This is a genomic window from Aestuariivirga sp., from assembly GCF_044238155.1.
Taxonomy (GTDB): Bacteria; Pseudomonadota; Alphaproteobacteria; order Rhizobiales; family Aestuariivirgaceae; genus Aestuariivirga.
The window spans coordinates 1-15946 of record NZ_JBIIDX010000077.1 but is presented as its reverse complement, the minus strand read 5'-3'; the positions used below and the strand labels follow the sequence as shown (position 1 = coordinate 15946).

The following is a 15946-nucleotide window of genomic DNA, read 5'->3' as shown; positions in this document are numbered from 1 at the left end:
CCGGGTCGCCCGGCGAATGTCCTTCACAATCTGTTCGGGCGTCGCCCGCGTCTCGGATTTCTGTCTCATCTGCGCTTCTCCTAACGAGCTACGATGAGCCAGAAATCCTCCCTTCCTCAAGTCATCCAATCTGTCTCAGAAGCGCTGATGCCGGACAATCGCCACCATCCCCGCCGCCGCGCTCGATCCGCCCTACCGTAAGGTGTACCCTGTGGCTCTGCCGCCGGTCGGAACAGGGGCAGTATACGATTCATGCGAGCAGGAAGCCTCCGTCGGCGACGATAGCCTGTCCGGTTACATAACTCGACAGATCCTCATCGCATAGCATCAACGCCAGCCGCGCGATCTCCGCATACGTTCCTTCGCGCCCCATTGGCACCATTGCGTTGGCAGCCTGCCGCCTTGCCTCTTGAGCCGGCTTATTCATGGCGCTGCGCCGGTCCATCATGATGGCCTCAAGTATGCCTGGGCATAACGCGTTTGCACGGATGCCATCCTTTGCATGATCAAGGGCGATGGCGCGCGCAAGCTGGATGACAGCGGCCTTGGAAACAGCATATGCAGCCTCCCGTGGAGTCGGCTTCAGCCCTGCAACGGAGCCCGTGAAGAGAAGACAGCCCGAGCGCCTCTTAATCATGCCGGGAAGAACCGACCTGGCGAACAGAAAGGCAGATGTAACATTCACAGCAAGCACTGCTTGCCAATCCTCGATTGACGTTTTGGGCACATCGGTTGCCGAAAGAGGATCAATGCCTGCTGTGTGGACCATGATGTCGATCTCCCGAGCGGCCACGGATTCGGCGGTTCCGGGCTCGGTGGCATCACCGCAGACCGCTTCCAAGTCCTTGATTTCCGTCGAGAGTCGCTCGAGCCCCGATCTGTCACGGTCGACGACAATGCAATGCGCTCCCGCCTCATCAAAGGCACGAAGAGTGGCTGCGCCGAGTCCGGAAGCGCCGCCAATGATGAGGGCGCGTTTCCCGCGGATGCTCATGATGTCTTGCTCTTAGGCAGAGGCTGTTCGAACTCGCGAACGACGATTCGCTGGAAGGCGCTTGTGTTAGCCAGTGTATCTGAGCGTGTAGGACGGCTGGCCTTTCCATAGACGGCATTATAGTCCGCTTCAGTTTCGAACCATTGCTCGGCGACCCCGTCCCATTCCGGTTCAACTGCAGGCTTGCCAGCGAGCGCACCGTCATCCTCCACCCTCAGGTCGATTACATATCGCTTCAGATAGGGTGACTGATCGGCGATGATGTCCGGCGCGTGGCGGTTCAGCCACCAGTCGCCAAACTCCGAAAGCGAGAGGTGCGGCGCACGCTTGAGCAGCCACATTACCTTGATCATGAGCCACACTCCCTAGATTGCCATGAAGCCACCGTCGACGGCGAGCATTGTGCCCGTGATGTAGGAGGCAAGCGGTGAGGCGAGAAAGACAACGGCGGCGGCGATCTCTTCAGGTTGGGCGCGCCGGCGCATCGGTATTCTGTCGACAAGCCTTTCGACATGTCCATCGCCCTCCGTTAGGGCCGTGGCGACTTCGCCCGGCGCGATGGCATTCACGCGAATGCCATAATCGGTGAGCTCGACGGCTAGTGACATAGTCATGGCCTGTAATGCCGCCTTGGACGTCGAGTAGGCGAGGGCTTCCGCGCTGCTGCGCCGGGCGCTGGTGGATGTGATGTTGACCACTGCCCCGTTCTGCAGGACGGGAATAAGTGCGCGGGTGAGCAGAAAAGGCGCAACAGCATGAAGATCGAGGCAGGCGTCCAGTTCGCCTGCAGCGTCCTTTGATGTCACTGCAACCCGTCGGAAGCGCCCCGCACAGTTGACGAGTGCTGCGATCGGACCACCTTCCTTGAGGAGGCGGGCGGTCTCATCGAGTGATGCCCGATCCGAAAGGTCGCATTGGATCGTTCCCGGCGAAGGGGCTCGATCGATGCCGATGACCTCTGCGCCTACCGCTGTGAAGGCGTCTCCGATCGCTCTCCCGATTCCGCCGGAGGATCCGGTAACGATGACGCGTCGACCTTCGAAGAGGCTGGATACGAAACCTGGCAATGCGCTCAACGTTTGCCTCCTGCCAAGGCGTTGCGTGCTGCGAGCCATCCAAAGACCGCAGCGGCCCCGATGGTGAGCCCTGCCGCAGGATAGGAGCCGGATGTAAGAGGTGCTGCCGCGTTCCCGGCCGCCCAAAGGCCTGTGATCGGTTCCCCATACCTGGAGATTGCGCGCGATTGCTGGTCGATCCGGATTCCGATGAAGGCGCCGATATCGGCGGGAATTAGCCGGATGGCATAGAATGGATAGGTCTTGAGCGGTCCGAGTGAAGGATTAGGCCGATGTAGTGGATCCCCGTTCACGAGGTCATAGCTATTGCTCCCGCGTCCGAAGTCGGGGTCGGATCCCTGGAGTGCGAACGCGTTGAAGCGGGTTACAGTCTTTTCCAACTGGCCGGTCGGCACTCCGATCTCCACCGCCAGATCGGCCAGGCTGGATCCTTTCCGCAAGTAGCCGGCATCGAGGTAGGGTTTAAGGCGCACTGGGAAGGGGCCAACGGGCCCCAGGCCATAGCGCCGGATTGCATAATGGTCACACAGCAACCAACAGTGAGGCCCCTCCGGATGCCCACGCGTAGCGGTGACCATGGCGGGAACGAAGTCATGATACATCATCGCTTCGTTGGCGAAACGCCTCCCATCGGGTCCCACGCAGATCACGCCGGGCTTTGCGCGATCACCAAAGTGAGGCCATGGCCCAGGTCTTCCAGCGCCTGAAGGTACGATTGAGCCCGGAGCCCAGAGCACCGGTTGCGATATGTTGGATTCGATCACGGCGCCGGTACCGTCCACCAGTTCCGCAAGCGATGCGACGGGGCTGCTTGCGGGAATTGCAAGGTGTGGGGTCGCTCCAACGTAGTTCTTTCTCTCTGTGGGGTGAGCATTGAGCCCGCCTGAGGCCAGCACCACGCCCTTTCTCGCGATGATTTCCCCATGTTGGCCCGAGACTCCCTTAACACTGCCGTCAAGAATCTGGAGGCGCTCGGCTGGCCAGTCCGTTCGAATGTCGACCCCGGCACGCGTGACGGCGGTCGCGAGGCGCGCGACGATCGCGTTTCCGTTTCCTAGGCGGGCACCCCGGGGCCAGCCCGTCAGACGGTCCCATGTGTGGCGCGCAAGATGCGTTGCGACCCGCAGTGCTGCACCAGGGTTTCGACCGGCTTGCAGGAAGTCCGCCAGATCACGGCTGGCGATCGACATTCCTCCCCAGATCATCATCGTATTCAGGGGCGGCCGGATCCTTGCAAAAAGGCTCCGATCCAACTCCCGCGCATCGAAGGGATCGGGGTTGAGAGCGCGTCGGCCTAGGGTTGCTCCTGGGGCGTCGGGGTAATAGTCCCGGGAGGAGCGGTTCAGCGTGAAGGTGAGGCCAGAAGCCGCCTCGAGGAAGGTGAGGACCCGGGGTGCAGCTGCGATGTAGGCGCGTGCCCGATCCGCATCAAAATCATTTCCTGCCGTCGCCTTCAGATAGGTGAGCGCCGAGGAAGCCTCTTCCGCTTCACCGGGCGCTTCGTGGAGCGCCCTCGCGGCTTTGGAATTAGGTGCCCAGATCATGCCTTCGGATAGTGCCGTCGCGCCTCCGATGAGTGCGTCAGCCTCCACCACGATCACGTGGAGGCCGCCAGCCGACGCCGCGAGCGCAGCCGTCAGACCAGCTACGCCCGAACCGATTACCGCAAGGTCGCATTCCGTTTGCATCGCGGAACTCACAAGGCGCGGCGCAGGAAGCGGCGGGTCTCTTCCTCGCGCGGCTCGGTAAAGATCTGTCCGGGTGGACCTTTCTCGATGAGCTTGCCCTGCTGCAGAAAGCAGACTTCGTTCGCCACTTCGCGAGCAAAGCCCATCTCGTGCGTGGCGAGCACCATCGTCATGCCGGAGCGAGCAAGATCCTTCAGGATGTCCAGTACTTCCCCAACAAGTTCAGGGTCGAGCGCAGAGGTCACCTCGTCGAGAAGAAGCACTTCTGGATCCATCGCCATTGCGCGAATGATGGCGACGCGCTGCTGCTGGCCGCCTGAAAGCCTGTCTGGTCGGTAGTCTGCGCGATTGGCCAGCCCGATCCTCTCCAGCAGCGTTTCGGCCCGCGCACGGGCCTCTTCACGCCCCATTCCGGCAACCTTCAAGGGAGCAATCATAATGTTCTCGATCACGGTCAGATGGGGAAAGAGGTTGTAGCTCTGGAACACCATACCGACGCGCCGGCGTAGACGATTGACATCGACGCCCAGTCCCGAGACAGGATCGCCATCAAGCATGATGATGCCGGCGTCGATCGGCTCTAGGGCATTGATGCAACGCAAGAGTGTTGATTTGCCCGAACCTGAGGCACCGATCAGACATACGACATTGTGCCGGTCAACCTCCATATCGATGCCTTGCAGCACGCGGTGGCTGCCGTAGGACTTTTTGAGACCAATGATGGAGAGAAAGCCCTGGCTCATCTCATGATCCTCCTCGGCGGCGCTGGCGTTCGATCAGGTAGTCAACGAGCCGGGTCTGTGGAATGGTCACTATGAGGAAGAGGACTCCGACGAGTGAGACGGGCGAAAGGTTGAAGAAATTCGCCGAGAAGAATCTGGCCTGCCCGAATACGTCCATCAGGCCGAGTATGAGCACCAGCGCGGAGTCTTTCTGCAAGGCGATGAAGAAACCGAGCAGGGGCGGGATTACCTGTCGGATTGCCTGCGGGACGATGATGTACCGGTAGGTCTTGAACCCCGACAATCCGAGTGAGCGGGCGGCCGCGACCTGACTTGCATGTATGGACTCAATAGCAGCACGGAAAAGTTCCGAAACATATGCGCTGAAGGAAAGGCTCAGCGCGATGATGGCGTACCAGATGCCGTCGAGCTGGCTGATCCATGGCAGTTTCGTCAGGGGCAGGCCGAAGCCCACCATGTAAAGAACGATGATCGTCGGTATTGCCCTAAAGAAATCCACATAAGCAATTGCCAGCAGGCGTATCGGACGGCCGGCGGAGCCCGGCAAAAGGCGCATCAGAGCCAGTGCCAGGCTGAGAATGAGTATGATCGCACTGGCGCCAAGCGTTATGTAAAGATTTATGCGTGCGGCAGACAGCACCAGGGCAGCGCTGCGGCTAAGGTATTCGAGATTGAGGAATGCTTTCTGTACCGCAAAGTCGTTTGCCGTCACGAACAGATATCCAGCCACCAGTACGAGCCAGAAGGTGGCATAGCCCATGCCTGCAAGCGCGGTTTGACGGCTTTTCCAGGCAGGCAGACGTGCTGCCACGAGTTCTCCCTGTTGTAACAAGGTGGAACTTCTCGCCATGTGTGCAAGCGCTCGTATCGGAAAGGCCAGTAACGCCAGCGAGATAACTGTTCCAGCCAAAGCCACAAGCGTCAGTGCATAACGGAGGTCAGGCCGGTCAGTTGTATATGCCAGTGCATGACTGAGGCCGGCCCACGTCAGCGCAACCACCGCAACGCCGAACGCCAGCGCAGTCAGCGTGAAAGACCGGCATCGAACAGGTGGAGCGATCTGCCCCGGTTTGCTTGCGGCGAGTGGTGCGTTGGGCAAGACAGTCTCTCCAGTTCGGCAGTCAAATGAAGGCCGGCACTGCCCCCGGGGCGGTGCCGGCCTCTCGGGAGGTCACTTCCAAGCCGGTATGGTCTTGGGATCAACACCCCAGAGTGGCGAATACCATGTTGCGACCAGAGCTTCGAGTGTGCCGTCTTTCATAATGTTGTCGAGAGCGGCATCGAGACCTTCCTTGGCAGCGCTGCCTTTGGGGAGCACGCCGCCGACATCGCCGCCGACATCGTATTGCGCGATCACCTTGAGCGCTCCTTCGGAGGAGTTGGCAGCCGGAAGGACGAGTGACAGATCGAAAATGACGACGTCGATCTGGTTTGCGCGCAAGGCGGTGTACATGTCGGGACCCGATTCAAAGCGGCGGACTTCGCCCGTGGGCTTCAGAACATCGGAAACGTATTTGTCCTGCACGGATGCGAGGAATACGCCGATCCGCTTGGAACTGATGGTCTCGGGGGTTATCGAGCCCTGATCCTCGCTTCGCACCATGACACCCGATGTGGCGCGGAAGTATGGGATGGTGAAATCCACGTTCTTCTTGCGCTCATCGGTGATGAAGATGTTCGACAGGGCGACATCGAAGCCGTCAAGCTGTCCTGCGATCAGGGCTGGCCACGGAACGTTTTTCACCACGACCGAGGTGAGCCCGGCGCGATGTGCAATATTGGCTGCAACGCAGTATTCAAATCCGCCATCAATGGTCTCAGGCGAATCACCGCGGAAGCTGTCGGGCGATGGCAGGATCGCAGCAACCGTCAGCGTGCCTTCGGTCACCGTCGGGATTTTGACCGAGCTCGCTGTGCCCGTCAGAGCGCAGTCACCAAACCCCGCCGCCGAAACCTGCACGGCGGACAGGATCAGCGCAGCGGCTGCCATGCCTGATTTTAGGATATTCCTTATCATCTTCGTCTTCCTCCCTCTGTTTCCCGCTTCATGCGGGGTTGATGAGCGTGGCAGCGTCGGGCGCGCGTCTTACAGCACCGCTCGGCGCGATATTGGTTGACAGGGTCTTGCCGGCGATCTTTTCAGCCGCAAGAACTCCGAAGGTTACCGCCGGCCCCAGCGTGATGCCGGCGGCGGGATAGGCGCCGCCAGCGATGGACTCGGCGTCTGCTCCCACGGCGTAGAGACCAGGTAGCGGTCGCCCCGTATGGTCCAGCACTCGACTTGAGCCATCGATGGCGAGACCCAGGAATGTCGAGAGGTTTCCAGGCTGAATCCGAATCGCATAGAAGGGTGGTCGCGTGATTGGAGCAACGCATGGGTTCGGGTGGTGTGAAGCATCGCCTGAACTGCGGTCGAAATAGTTTTCGCCTTTTCCATAGTCCGTGTCCCGCCCGCTACCTGCCATCTGGTTCCAGCGTTCTAAAGATCGTTCAAGTCCTTGCGGACTGATCCCAGCTGCTAGCGCCAATTCGCTGGATGAGCGGCCCCGTATCAGATATCCGCTTCTCAGTGCCGGACCGAGAGGAAAAGGAAAGGCGCCAACGCGACCCAGCCCATAGCTGCGAAGCGCTGAATCATCCGCGATCAGCCACGCCTGTGCTTCACGCTCACCCGCGCAGGCCTTGATCAGATGCGCGCAGAATACATGATAGTCTGCTGCCTCATTGGCAAACCTCGAACCGTTCGCGAGAACGGCGATGATCCCTGGCTTTGACCGGTCGCCAAAATGGGGGACAAGGAACGTTGCACCCGACGGCACAGGGTAGCGTGACACTACGGTCCAGGCAGAAGGCTGTATCACCTGCCCACCAAGTGCGCCGCCGAGCGCCTGGGCAAGGCGCAGCCCGTCCCCTTTCACCTCCGGTGGCGGCAGGGGAAGATGGGACTGGCCATCAGCCACATGCGGATAGTGCCGGACCATCATGTCCTGATCGTGCGAGAAGCCTCCTGTGGCTAGAATGACTCCGTGCCGCGCCCGTACGCGAACCGTCCCCTTCAACGTCTCGACGACCCCTCCCGATACCGTCGTTCCCAGCGTTTCGAGCGTCCTCAGTGCTGCTGCGGTCCAGATCGGTACATTGCGCGCCATGAGCCATGCCACGAGGCGGGCAATCAGCGCATTGCCCATTGTCGTGCGGGCGCCGCGATGCAGCCCGCCAAGTCGCTGCCATCCGTGTGTTGTTACCAATCGTGCGACATGAGCGGCGGAACGGGGAGATCGGAGCAGGCCACGAAAGTGGGGTAGATCCTCGCGCGCCATCGAGAGGCCTCCGAGAATTTGGCCAGCGGCAAGTGGATCGCGCAGTCTCACGAATTCCGCACCCAGTTCCCGTCCGTCGAACGGAACCGTGCGCAGCGTCCGGCCTCCGGGACAGGCGCCGGCCAGTTGCATTTCATAGTCAGGCGCATCGAACATGGGTTCGACTGCCATCGCCCCAAGTTCCACGAGTTTCTCGACGGCGCGTGCGGCATGCCGGGTAAAGGTGGCCCGCAATTCAGCCGGGCCTCTGCCGCCTGCGGCTTCATCAAGATAGGCCGCGGCTGCCTCGGTCGTGTCCATAACGCCTGCGGCTTGTTGCCATCGGTTGGCTGGCACCCACAGTTCGCCTCCCGACCAAGCGGTAGTTCCCCCGATAGTGCAGGCTTTCTCGACCACTAGCACCTCGAGCCCCAACTCGCGGGCCGCCACCGCTGCAGCAAGTCCTCCGGCACCGCTGCCTGCAATCAGTACATCGCAGTCGTGGTGGGCGGCCTCGGGCGTCATAGTTGTGTTCCGAGGCCCGTACCGATGATGACGTGCTCGGAGACGATGATGCGCTCGAACCTGCTGACATGTGCCAGGACGTCTGCACGCCCTTCGGGCGCTGACGGCAGTGACAGCGCAGCACGTGCATCGGCTTCGGAGTGGAAGATCTCCTCGGCAATTCCGTCCCAGTCGGACTGGATGCCCGTTCCTGCCGGCAATGCGGCATCGTCTCCTGTTCGTAAATTCACTGAATAGTAAGCGAGGTGACGGCCCTGCCGAGAGGCAATGTAGGGCGCATGCCGGTTCAACCACCAATCCGCGAAGGCTTCGGGAGACAACCCCTCAGCGCGTTTCAGAAGCCAGAAAACCTTGACCAAGGCGCTCTCCTCGACGTCATTGCCCATGAGCTAGATCTCGTCAGAATGAAAAGATAATAAAATCTGGATCCAAATTTTGTCAAGGGTGGACAAGGCCGTAGTCCACCCCTAGAGTGGAAGGACGGCGCACGGGTTTGGGCATGAAAGAAAACTCAATGAACAAGCGGCTCCCGTCTAAGGCGGGCGCATCGCCACAGGAGGTGCGGCGCACGCGGGGTCGCGGAGCTGAGGAGGTCTATGAGATCCTCAAGCGCGAGATCATTCGCCTCGAACTCGCTCCTGGAACTGTCATAGACGACGTCGCGTTGTGCAAGCGGTTGGGCGTCTCCCGCCAGCCCATACGCGAAGCATTGATCCGACTAAGCTCGGAAGGTCTTGTCGAAGCCAACCGGAACCGCTCGACCATCGTTGCGAGCTTTGATATCGCTTCGATCCGTGACTTTCTCGACGGTGTTTTGTTGATGTACCGACTTACCTGCCGCCTCGCGGCAGAAAACAGCCGGGTCCACGGCGCAGGGGACGTGCTGAGTGCCTACAAGGCTCATGCCGAGGCTGCCAAGGTTGGCCATATTGACGGTATCGTGGAACAAAACCGGCAATTCCACCTGGCGATCGCCAACCTTGCTGGCAATGAGATCTACGCCAACTGGGTGCGCAATCTGCTGGACCACGGCGAGAGAATGATGCGGCTTTACCTGCGCCAGTATGACAACCGGGTGGCTGACGGCGCCCTCAATGGCCACCATCGTATCCTCGAGGCGATATTGGCGGGAAATCCAGATGATGCGGAGCGCGCAGGCGCTCTCGATGCCCAGATCATGGCAGAGGGACTTTCCCGATTCTTCCTGACGGGCAGCAGTCGCAGCCTTTCTCTGGCGGCAAGAACGGAACTGCCGACGTGACGCGGGCTGTTCTCATTACAGGAGCCGCCGGCGGAATCGGCACTGCGCTGGCGGCGTCTTTTGCATCCTGTGGTGACGAAGTCATGCTGCTCGACAAAGATGGGTCTGCGGTCAAATCGGCTGCACAAGCCCTGCAAGAGCATGGTGGCCGGGCGCGACCCTACGCATGTGACATCACAGATGGTCGAGAACTCGAGCACCTCCGAGCTAGATGGCGCAACGAGCGGATTCGGCCTGCCGTGCTTGTAAACAATGCGGGGATCGAGGTGAGAGCCGAAACGGGGTCCTCTGACTTCCTTGATAGATGGCGGAAAGTGATGGCCGTCAATCTGGATGCGGCTGCCTTCTTGACCCAGTTGTTGATTGATGACCTCGCTGAAACGCGCGGATCCGTAGTGAACATAGCATCGATACAGTCTTACGCCGTGCTGCATACGGCGAATACGGCATATGCCGTCAGCAAGGCTGCAATCGCCCAACTCACACGAGCCATGGCCGTTGAGTACGCGCCACGGGGAGTCAGGGTGAATGCCGTGGCCCCAGGAGTGGTGGAAACACCAATGATCCGCCTGTCCGGCCAGGACCCTGCTCGTTTCTCGCGCTTTATCGATCGGATACCCATGGCGCGGTTCGCAGAGCCCCGCGAAATCGCCGCTCCCGTGCGTTTTCTGGCATCGGAAGAGGCATCCTACGTCACGGGTGCCGTCTTGCCAGTCGATGGCGGTTTTCTCGCCATGTGACTCGCAACGGATGGGTCTCCATGACTTTTGGGGAATGCCTCTGACCTGCAGATCAGGGGACGGGCAGTCCGGAATCGGGCTTCAACTCCTCCATGACGATCTTGCTTTCCACACGGGCGACAGCGGGGTGCGGCAGCAGCCGGTGCTGAATCAACTCGTTGAGGGCCCCCAAGTCGGCGCACCAGACGCGCAGCAGATAATCCGCGGGGCCTGTCAGGGTCCAGCACCCTGTTGCCTCCCGCATGGTTGCCACCAGGCTGGCAAAACTGCGGGCGGCCTCGGGGCTGTGGGCGGCCATTTCGATCTGGATAAAGGCCTGGACGCCCAGCCCCAGCTTCGAGGGAGCGAGCTTCGCCGCATAACCGAGGATATGTCCCTCGTCCTCCAGACGCTGCCGGCGGCGGGCGACCTGGCTGGCGGAAAGCCCGAGAATCCCTGCCAGTTCCTGGGCGGTAACTGCGGAGTCTTTTTGAAGCTCCGAGAGGAGTTTCCGGTCGGCTGCATCCAGCATGCGGGAATTATGCATCCAAACTGAATATCATGCAATATCGGCGCAAAAATAAGGCCATTCACTCCTATATTGCGCACCGATAATACCTTGCTCATGGAATTCTTTGTCTTGCTCAGCAAGGGGAGGAACGAACCATGGGCCCATTTCCACACGAGGCGCCGCGCGCCACGATCTCGGATGAGAACCCCGCCGGTACAGACGGTTTTGAATTCGTCGAGTTCGCCCATCCCAAATCGCAGGAGTTGCGGGATCTCTTCGCCCGCATGGGGTTTTCGCTTGCTGCCCGCCACAAGACCAGGGCGGTCGAACTCTGGCAGCAGGGTGACATCACTTATGTGCTGAATGATGAGTCGGGCTCCCATGCCCGCGGCTTTGTCAAGGAGCACGGCCCCTGCGCGCCCTCCATGGCTTGGCGCGTCGTCGACGCCGCTCACGCCTACAAGCATGCCGTGGCGAAGGGTGCCCGCCCCTATGATGGTCCTGACAAAGCGTTTGATCTTCCGGCGATCGTCGGTATCGGCGGTTCGCTGCTCTATTTCACTGACCGCTACGGCGACGGCACCTCTCCTTACGACGTCGAATTCGACTTCGTCGCACCAGCCAAGCCGGCGGGTGTCGGCTTCCGGTATCTCGATCACCTCACCCACAATGTCCACAAGGGCAACATGGATGCGTGGTTCAGGTTCTACGGTGATCTCTTCAACTTCAAGCAGATCCGCTTCTTTGACATCGAGGGCAAGTACACAGGTCTTCTTTCCCGCGCGCTGACCAGCCCCTGCGGCCGCATCCGAATTCCGATCAATGAAGACCGTGGCGAGACTGGTCAGATTGTTGAGTATCTCAGGCGCTATAACGGCGAGGGCATCCAGCATATCGCTGTTGGCAGCGACGACATCTACAGCTCGGCCGACGCCATTGCTGCGCGCGGTCTCAGGTTTATGCCCAAACCGCCCAAGTCCTACTATGATCTGTCGAGGGACCGTGTTGTGGGACATGAGGAGCCGATCGAGGAGCTCGCCAAGCACGGCATACTGATCGACGGTGAAGGAGTTGTGGACGGCGGCGAGACCAAGATTTTGCTTCAGATATTCTCAAAGACCGTGATTGGCCCGATCTTTTTCGAGTTCATCCAGCGTAAGGGCGACAATGGCTTCGGCGAAGGCAACTTCCGTGCACTCTTCGAGTCAATCGAGCGCGATCAGATCGAGCGCGGAGTTATCAAGGCAGCGTAAGCGGTCTCACTCCGCATCTGGCTGGCGGACCGGGTGAGCCTCAATGAACGCGTCGATTTTCTCACAGGAGTGCTCGGCGCGTCTTATCCTGGCGAACCCGTCGTAAGGAACATTGAAACGCTTCGCATTAAAGAGTTGCGGGATGAGAAAGCAATCCGCAAGGGTCGGGGCAGGACCGAAGCAGAATTCATCGCCTGGCAGGAGAGCCTCTACCGCATCTAGGCCACCGTTCAGCATCCAGTGGCCGATCCAGGCATCGACGGCTTCCTTCGGCTGGCAGAGTTGACCCTTCAGGTAGTTGAGGACCCGGAGGTTGTTCAGCGGGTGAATCTCGCAGCTGATGGTCAGCGCCACCGCCCGTACCCTTGCCGCAAGCACCGGATCTTCCGGTATGAGGCGGGGGCAACCGCCCAGCCCTGGGCGACCATCCAGGCATTGAGGTTGGTCTCACCCTTGAAGCAGACGGCAATGATGCGCTTGTAGCGATCACGCCCCGTCGCTTCGCATCTGATGACCGATCGTCCCATCATGTCGGCAAGGACGAAGGCGGATTTCTGGCCGCAACGATACTCTCGGCCAGAGGCATCAAGGCAAGGCTGCCGGCCTTCGGGCGCGTCAATGGCATCGAGCCGGATCCTCTCCCCGTGGATCTCGATGGTATCCCCGTCGATAACGATTGCAGTGCCTTGAAGCGAAGATGCGCCCTTACATCCGGTAACTCCTGAAACCAGGCCGGTCATTACGGCAGCCCATAGTGTCAGGACAGACAGGCGGTTTATGCTGATCATCAGGAAGGGCTACCATCCCCTCAGCGTTAAGGGAATTGTCGTGGCATCAGCGAAACGGCTGACTTTCGAAGAAAGCCCTCAACGACATGGCTGACTTCCTATCCAAGTATATTCACGCAAGTTGCTACGCTCAGTCGATCCTGTTGTTGCAACGGTTCTTCGAGGAAGGTCCCGGTGTAAAGGGTGGAGCAAGCACTGAATTCTATAAGAGGACCCTTCTGATTCAACAGGATTGCCCAGCAGAACTCCACTGATTATTTGACGTCCGTAGATCTCAAATGTTTAGCCTATTGTTAGCCGGTTTTGGCTCGGCGAGATTTATAGACGCATTGGTTGTGAATAACTTATTCAAATTACTGGTGAGCCCGTCGGGGTTCGAACCCGAGACCCTCTGATTAAAAGTCAGATGCTCTACCGCTGAGCTACGGGCCCATTTCCGGGCCGGACCCAGAAGCGTGTCCTATAGGGGGTGGCCTGAGTCCGGTCAATAGATCCGAGAGGCCACAAGGCATGCCGCACTTGCGCCTTATTGTCGCCGCCTCAATTCGGATATGCTATGGATAAAGCGAGAGAATCTGGACCAGAAAAAGGGGCGTATGGGCCACATCGCAATCATCGTTTTGGCAGCGGGAAAGGGAACCCGCATGCAGTCGTCCCTGCCGAAGGTTTTGCACCGCGCGGCGGGCCGCAGCTTGTTGGCGCATGTTTTGCACGCGGCGCGGGTCCTTGAGCCCTCCCAAGTTGTTGTTGTGGTTGGGCCTCACATGGAGCAGGTTGGGATGGAGGCCAGTGGCGTCTTTCCGGACGCAAGGACCGTTATTCAGGCAGAGCGCCTGGGAACAGCCCATGCCGTGTCAGTGGCTCGCGCTGCCCTCGATGATTTTCGTGGCACGGTCGTGGTGCTCTATGGCGATGTACCGTTGCTTGCTGCCGACACTCTAAAACTCATGGTTGAGCAAGCAAGCCAGAGACCTGTCGTTCTTGGTTTCGATGCGACCAATCCCGACGGCTATGGGCGGCTGATACAAGATCAGGCGGGCAAGGTCATCAAGATCTGCGAGGAGCTTGATGCAACCTCTGACGAGCGTGCGTTGCGACTTTGCAATTCCGGCGTCATTGCCCTGCCAGCGCAGCTTTTGTGGCAATTGCTGCCAAGAGTAGGTAATGCAAACGCCAAGAGAGAGTACTATCTGACGGACATCGTGGCGCTGGCGGCATCTGCAGGGCACCCGTTCAGCTTGGCCAAGGGATCGGAACAAGAGGTTGCAGGCGTCAATGACAGGCTTCAGCTTGCCAGCATAGAAAGCCATTTGCAGGCCGACTATCGCCGGAAGCACATGCTTGCTGGGGTGACACTCCTCGCGCCCGATACGGTTTATTTCTCGGCAGACACGGAAATCGGATCCGATGTCACAATCGCGCCCCATGTGGTGTTTGGCCCTGGCGTTAAGGTTAGTTCTGGTGTTCAAATCATGAGTTTCTGTCATATCGAGGGCGCAAGAATAGACGAGGGCGCCCGGATAGGGCCCTTCGCTCGTCTCAGGCCAGGCGCTGATATCGCCGTTGACGCGCATGTGGGTAATTTCGTCGAGATCAAGAATGCCAACATCGGGGCAGGTGCGAAGGCCAACCACTTGAGCTACATCGGCGATGCAAGCGTTGGGCCGCGCAGCAACATCGGCGCCGGAACCATCACTTGCAATTACGATGGCTTCGAGAAACACCGGACGGAGATCGGTTCGGATGTGTTTGTGGGATCGAATACAGCTTTGATTGCGCCGGCGCGGTTGGGTGACGGATCGTCCGTAGCGGCTGGAACGATCGTCACGCAGGAGGTTCCGCCCGATGCGCTTGCCATATCCCGCCCCAGCATGGAAATCCGGCTCGGCTGGGCGGCGCGGTTCCGGAAGATGAAGATCAGCCGCAAGGCGGGCAAGATGAAGGGTTGAGGCGAGACGATGTGTGGGATCGTTGGTATCATCGGCGAAACGCCAGTGGCAGACGACATCGTCGATGCCTTACGTCGTCTGGAGTATCGCGGCTACGATTCGTCTGGTGTGGCGACCCTGACAACGCGTGGTATTGAACGCCGGCGAGCGGTTGGAAAACTGCGAAATCTTGCTGCACTGCTGGCCAGCGATCCGCTTCAGGGCACTGTGGGAATCGGTCATACCCGCTGGGCTACCCACGGTGGCGTGACCGAAACGAATGCGCATCCGCATGTTGTTGACGATGTGGTCGTTGTGCATAACGGGATCATAGAAAATTTTCGAACGCTCAAGGATGAGCTGCTTGCCGACGGCGCCAGCTTCAAATCAGAGACTGATTCGGAGGTCGTTGCCCAACTCGTGGCGCGCGAGTTGAAGCGTGGCCATAAGCCCGCACAGGCTGTTCAGAATGTTCTCAAGAGACTTGAGGGCGCTTTTGCACTTGCCATTCTGTTCAAGGGTCAAGCCGACCTGATGATTGGTGCCCGAAACGGGCCACCTCTTGCGATTGGACATGGCGATGGCCGGATGTTCCTCGGCAGCGATGCAATCGCACTTGCTCCATTTACCAATCGCATCACCTATCTGGAGGATGGTGACTGGGTGATGCTCGACCACAAATCAGCCAGAATATTCGATCTTGAGGGCAGGGCTGTCGACCGCCCGATGAGTTTCAGCCAGGTCTCAGGTTTGATTGTTGACAAGGGCAACCATCGTCATTTCATGGCAAAGGAGATTGCGGAGCAGCCCGAAGTGGTTGGTCACACGCTAGCAGAGTACATCGACTTTTCCAGTCGCACGGTGCGCTCTCTTGATGGTTTGCCTTTTGACTTTTCCAAGCTCGAGCGGATTACGATCACGGCCTGTGGCACAGCCTTCTATGCCGGTCTGGCGGCAAAGTACTGGTTTGAACGGATTGCACGAATTCCCACTGAAGTTGATATCGCGTCTGAGTTCCGTTATCGCGAAGCTCCATTGCCGGAAAACGGTCTTGCCATCGTGGTGTCGCAGTCGGGCGAGACGGCCGATACACTGGCAGCGCTACGCTACTGCAAGTTACTGCGTCAGCGCACGATTGCCCTAGTCAATGTTCCGGAGTCT

The 15946-nt window shown here is 59.4% G+C and carries 17 protein-coding genes and 1 tRNA gene; 5 read left to right on the top strand and 13 right to left on the bottom strand.

The window, feature by feature from the left end:
* Positions 1–250 precede the first annotated feature (250 nt).
* The 9 genes from ACILRN_RS09650 to ACILRN_RS09610 form a co-directional block, all read right to left on the bottom strand.
* Complete coding sequence (locus tag ACILRN_RS09650; RefSeq protein ID WP_395687735.1) at positions 251–994, bottom strand: SDR family NAD(P)-dependent oxidoreductase; 744 nt, start codon at positions 992–994, stop codon at positions 251–253.
* Complete coding sequence (locus ACILRN_RS09645; protein WP_395687733.1) at positions 991–1347, bottom strand: EthD domain-containing protein; 357 nt, start codon at positions 1345–1347, stop codon at positions 991–993. Before ACILRN_RS09645 ends, ACILRN_RS09650 begins: the two co-directional genes overlap by 4 nt.
* Before the next feature lie 12 nt (positions 1348–1359).
* Positions 1360–2070 carry an SDR family NAD(P)-dependent oxidoreductase gene (locus ACILRN_RS09640; protein ID WP_395687731.1) on the bottom strand — a complete coding sequence of 237 codons (711 nt, stop codon included), beginning with the start codon at positions 2068–2070 and terminating at the stop codon, positions 1360–1362.
* On the bottom strand, positions 2067–3758 hold the full coding sequence (locus ACILRN_RS09635; RefSeq protein WP_395687729.1) for an FAD-dependent oxidoreductase: 1692 nt from the start codon (positions 3756–3758) through the stop codon (positions 2067–2069). The genes ACILRN_RS09640 and ACILRN_RS09635 overlap by 4 nt, the downstream gene beginning before the upstream one ends.
* A gap of 8 nt (positions 3759–3766) precedes the next feature.
* On the bottom strand, positions 3767–4501 hold the full coding sequence (locus tag ACILRN_RS09630) for an amino acid ABC transporter ATP-binding protein (RefSeq protein ID WP_395687727.1): 735 nt from the start codon (positions 4499–4501) through the stop codon (positions 3767–3769).
* Position 4502: 1 nt separating this feature from the next.
* Positions 4503–5600 carry an amino acid ABC transporter permease gene (locus ACILRN_RS09625; RefSeq protein WP_395687725.1) on the bottom strand — a complete coding sequence of 366 codons (1098 nt, stop codon included), beginning with the start codon at positions 5598–5600 and terminating at the stop codon, positions 4503–4505.
* A 72-nt stretch (positions 5601–5672) separates the two neighbouring features.
* Positions 5673–6518 (bottom strand): ABC transporter substrate-binding protein, encoded by an 846-nt coding sequence (locus ACILRN_RS09620; RefSeq protein WP_395687723.1) that lies wholly within the window; start codon positions 6516–6518, stop codon positions 5673–5675.
* 28 nt (positions 6519–6546) lie between these two features.
* A complete protein-coding gene (locus ACILRN_RS09615) occupies positions 6547–8325 on the bottom strand; it encodes an FAD-binding protein (RefSeq protein ID WP_395687720.1) in 1779 nt (592 codons plus the stop codon).
* Complete coding sequence (locus ACILRN_RS09610; RefSeq protein ID WP_395687718.1) at positions 8322–8711, bottom strand: EthD domain-containing protein; 390 nt, start codon at positions 8709–8711, stop codon at positions 8322–8324. The genes ACILRN_RS09615 and ACILRN_RS09610 overlap by 4 nt, the downstream gene beginning before the upstream one ends.
* A gap of 128 nt (positions 8712–8839) precedes the next feature.
* Here ACILRN_RS09610 and ACILRN_RS09605 point away from each other — a divergent pair, with 128 nt between their 5' ends.
* A complete protein-coding gene (locus ACILRN_RS09605; RefSeq protein ID WP_395687716.1) occupies positions 8840–9586 on the top strand; it encodes a GntR family transcriptional regulator in 747 nt (248 codons plus the stop codon).
* The gene (locus ACILRN_RS09600; protein WP_395687715.1) at positions 9583–10326 is read left to right on the top strand and encodes an SDR family NAD(P)-dependent oxidoreductase; all 744 of its coding nucleotides are present in this window, start codon (positions 9583–9585) and stop codon (positions 10324–10326) included. Before ACILRN_RS09605 ends, ACILRN_RS09600 begins: the two co-directional genes overlap by 4 nt.
* A 52-nt stretch (positions 10327–10378) precedes the next feature.
* Here the strand turns inward: ACILRN_RS09600 and ACILRN_RS09595 are convergent, their stop codons facing one another.
* Positions 10379–10837, bottom strand: coding sequence for an Lrp/AsnC family transcriptional regulator (locus ACILRN_RS09595; protein ID WP_395687713.1), 459 nt, complete (start codon positions 10835–10837; stop codon positions 10379–10381).
* A gap of 134 nt (positions 10838–10971) precedes the next feature.
* On the opposite strand from ACILRN_RS09595, the gene hppD reads away from it, so the two are divergent.
* The gene (gene hppD, locus ACILRN_RS09590; protein WP_395687711.1) at positions 10972–12069 is read left to right on the top strand and encodes a 4-hydroxyphenylpyruvate dioxygenase; all 1098 of its coding nucleotides are present in this window, start codon (positions 10972–10974) and stop codon (positions 12067–12069) included.
* 6 nt (positions 12070–12075) lie between these two features.
* Here the strand turns inward: hppD and ACILRN_RS09585 are convergent, their stop codons facing one another.
* From ACILRN_RS09585 to ACILRN_RS09575, 3 genes are all read right to left on the bottom strand, one after another.
* The gene (locus tag ACILRN_RS09585) at positions 12076–12423 is read right to left on the bottom strand and encodes a glutathione S-transferase C-terminal domain-containing protein (protein WP_395687709.1); all 348 of its coding nucleotides are present in this window, start codon (positions 12421–12423) and stop codon (positions 12076–12078) included.
* Positions 12414–12857: a thermonuclease family protein gene (locus ACILRN_RS09580; protein WP_395687707.1), complete on the bottom strand. Its 444-nt coding sequence runs from the start codon at positions 12855–12857 to the stop codon at positions 12414–12416. Before ACILRN_RS09580 ends, ACILRN_RS09585 begins: the two co-directional genes overlap by 10 nt.
* Before the next feature lie 357 nt (positions 12858–13214).
* A tRNA-Lys gene (locus ACILRN_RS09575) sits at positions 13215–13289 on the bottom strand.
* Between the two features lie 164 nt (positions 13290–13453).
* Here ACILRN_RS09575 and glmU point away from each other — a divergent pair.
* On the top strand, positions 13454–14806 hold the full coding sequence (glmU, locus tag ACILRN_RS09570) for a bifunctional UDP-N-acetylglucosamine diphosphorylase/glucosamine-1-phosphate N-acetyltransferase GlmU (RefSeq protein ID WP_395687705.1): 1353 nt from the start codon (positions 13454–13456) through the stop codon (positions 14804–14806).
* 9 nt (positions 14807–14815) lie between these two features.
* A partial coding sequence (glmS, locus tag ACILRN_RS09565; protein ID WP_395687703.1) for a glutamine--fructose-6-phosphate transaminase (isomerizing) occupies positions 14816–15946 on the top strand: 1131 nt, incomplete at its 3' end.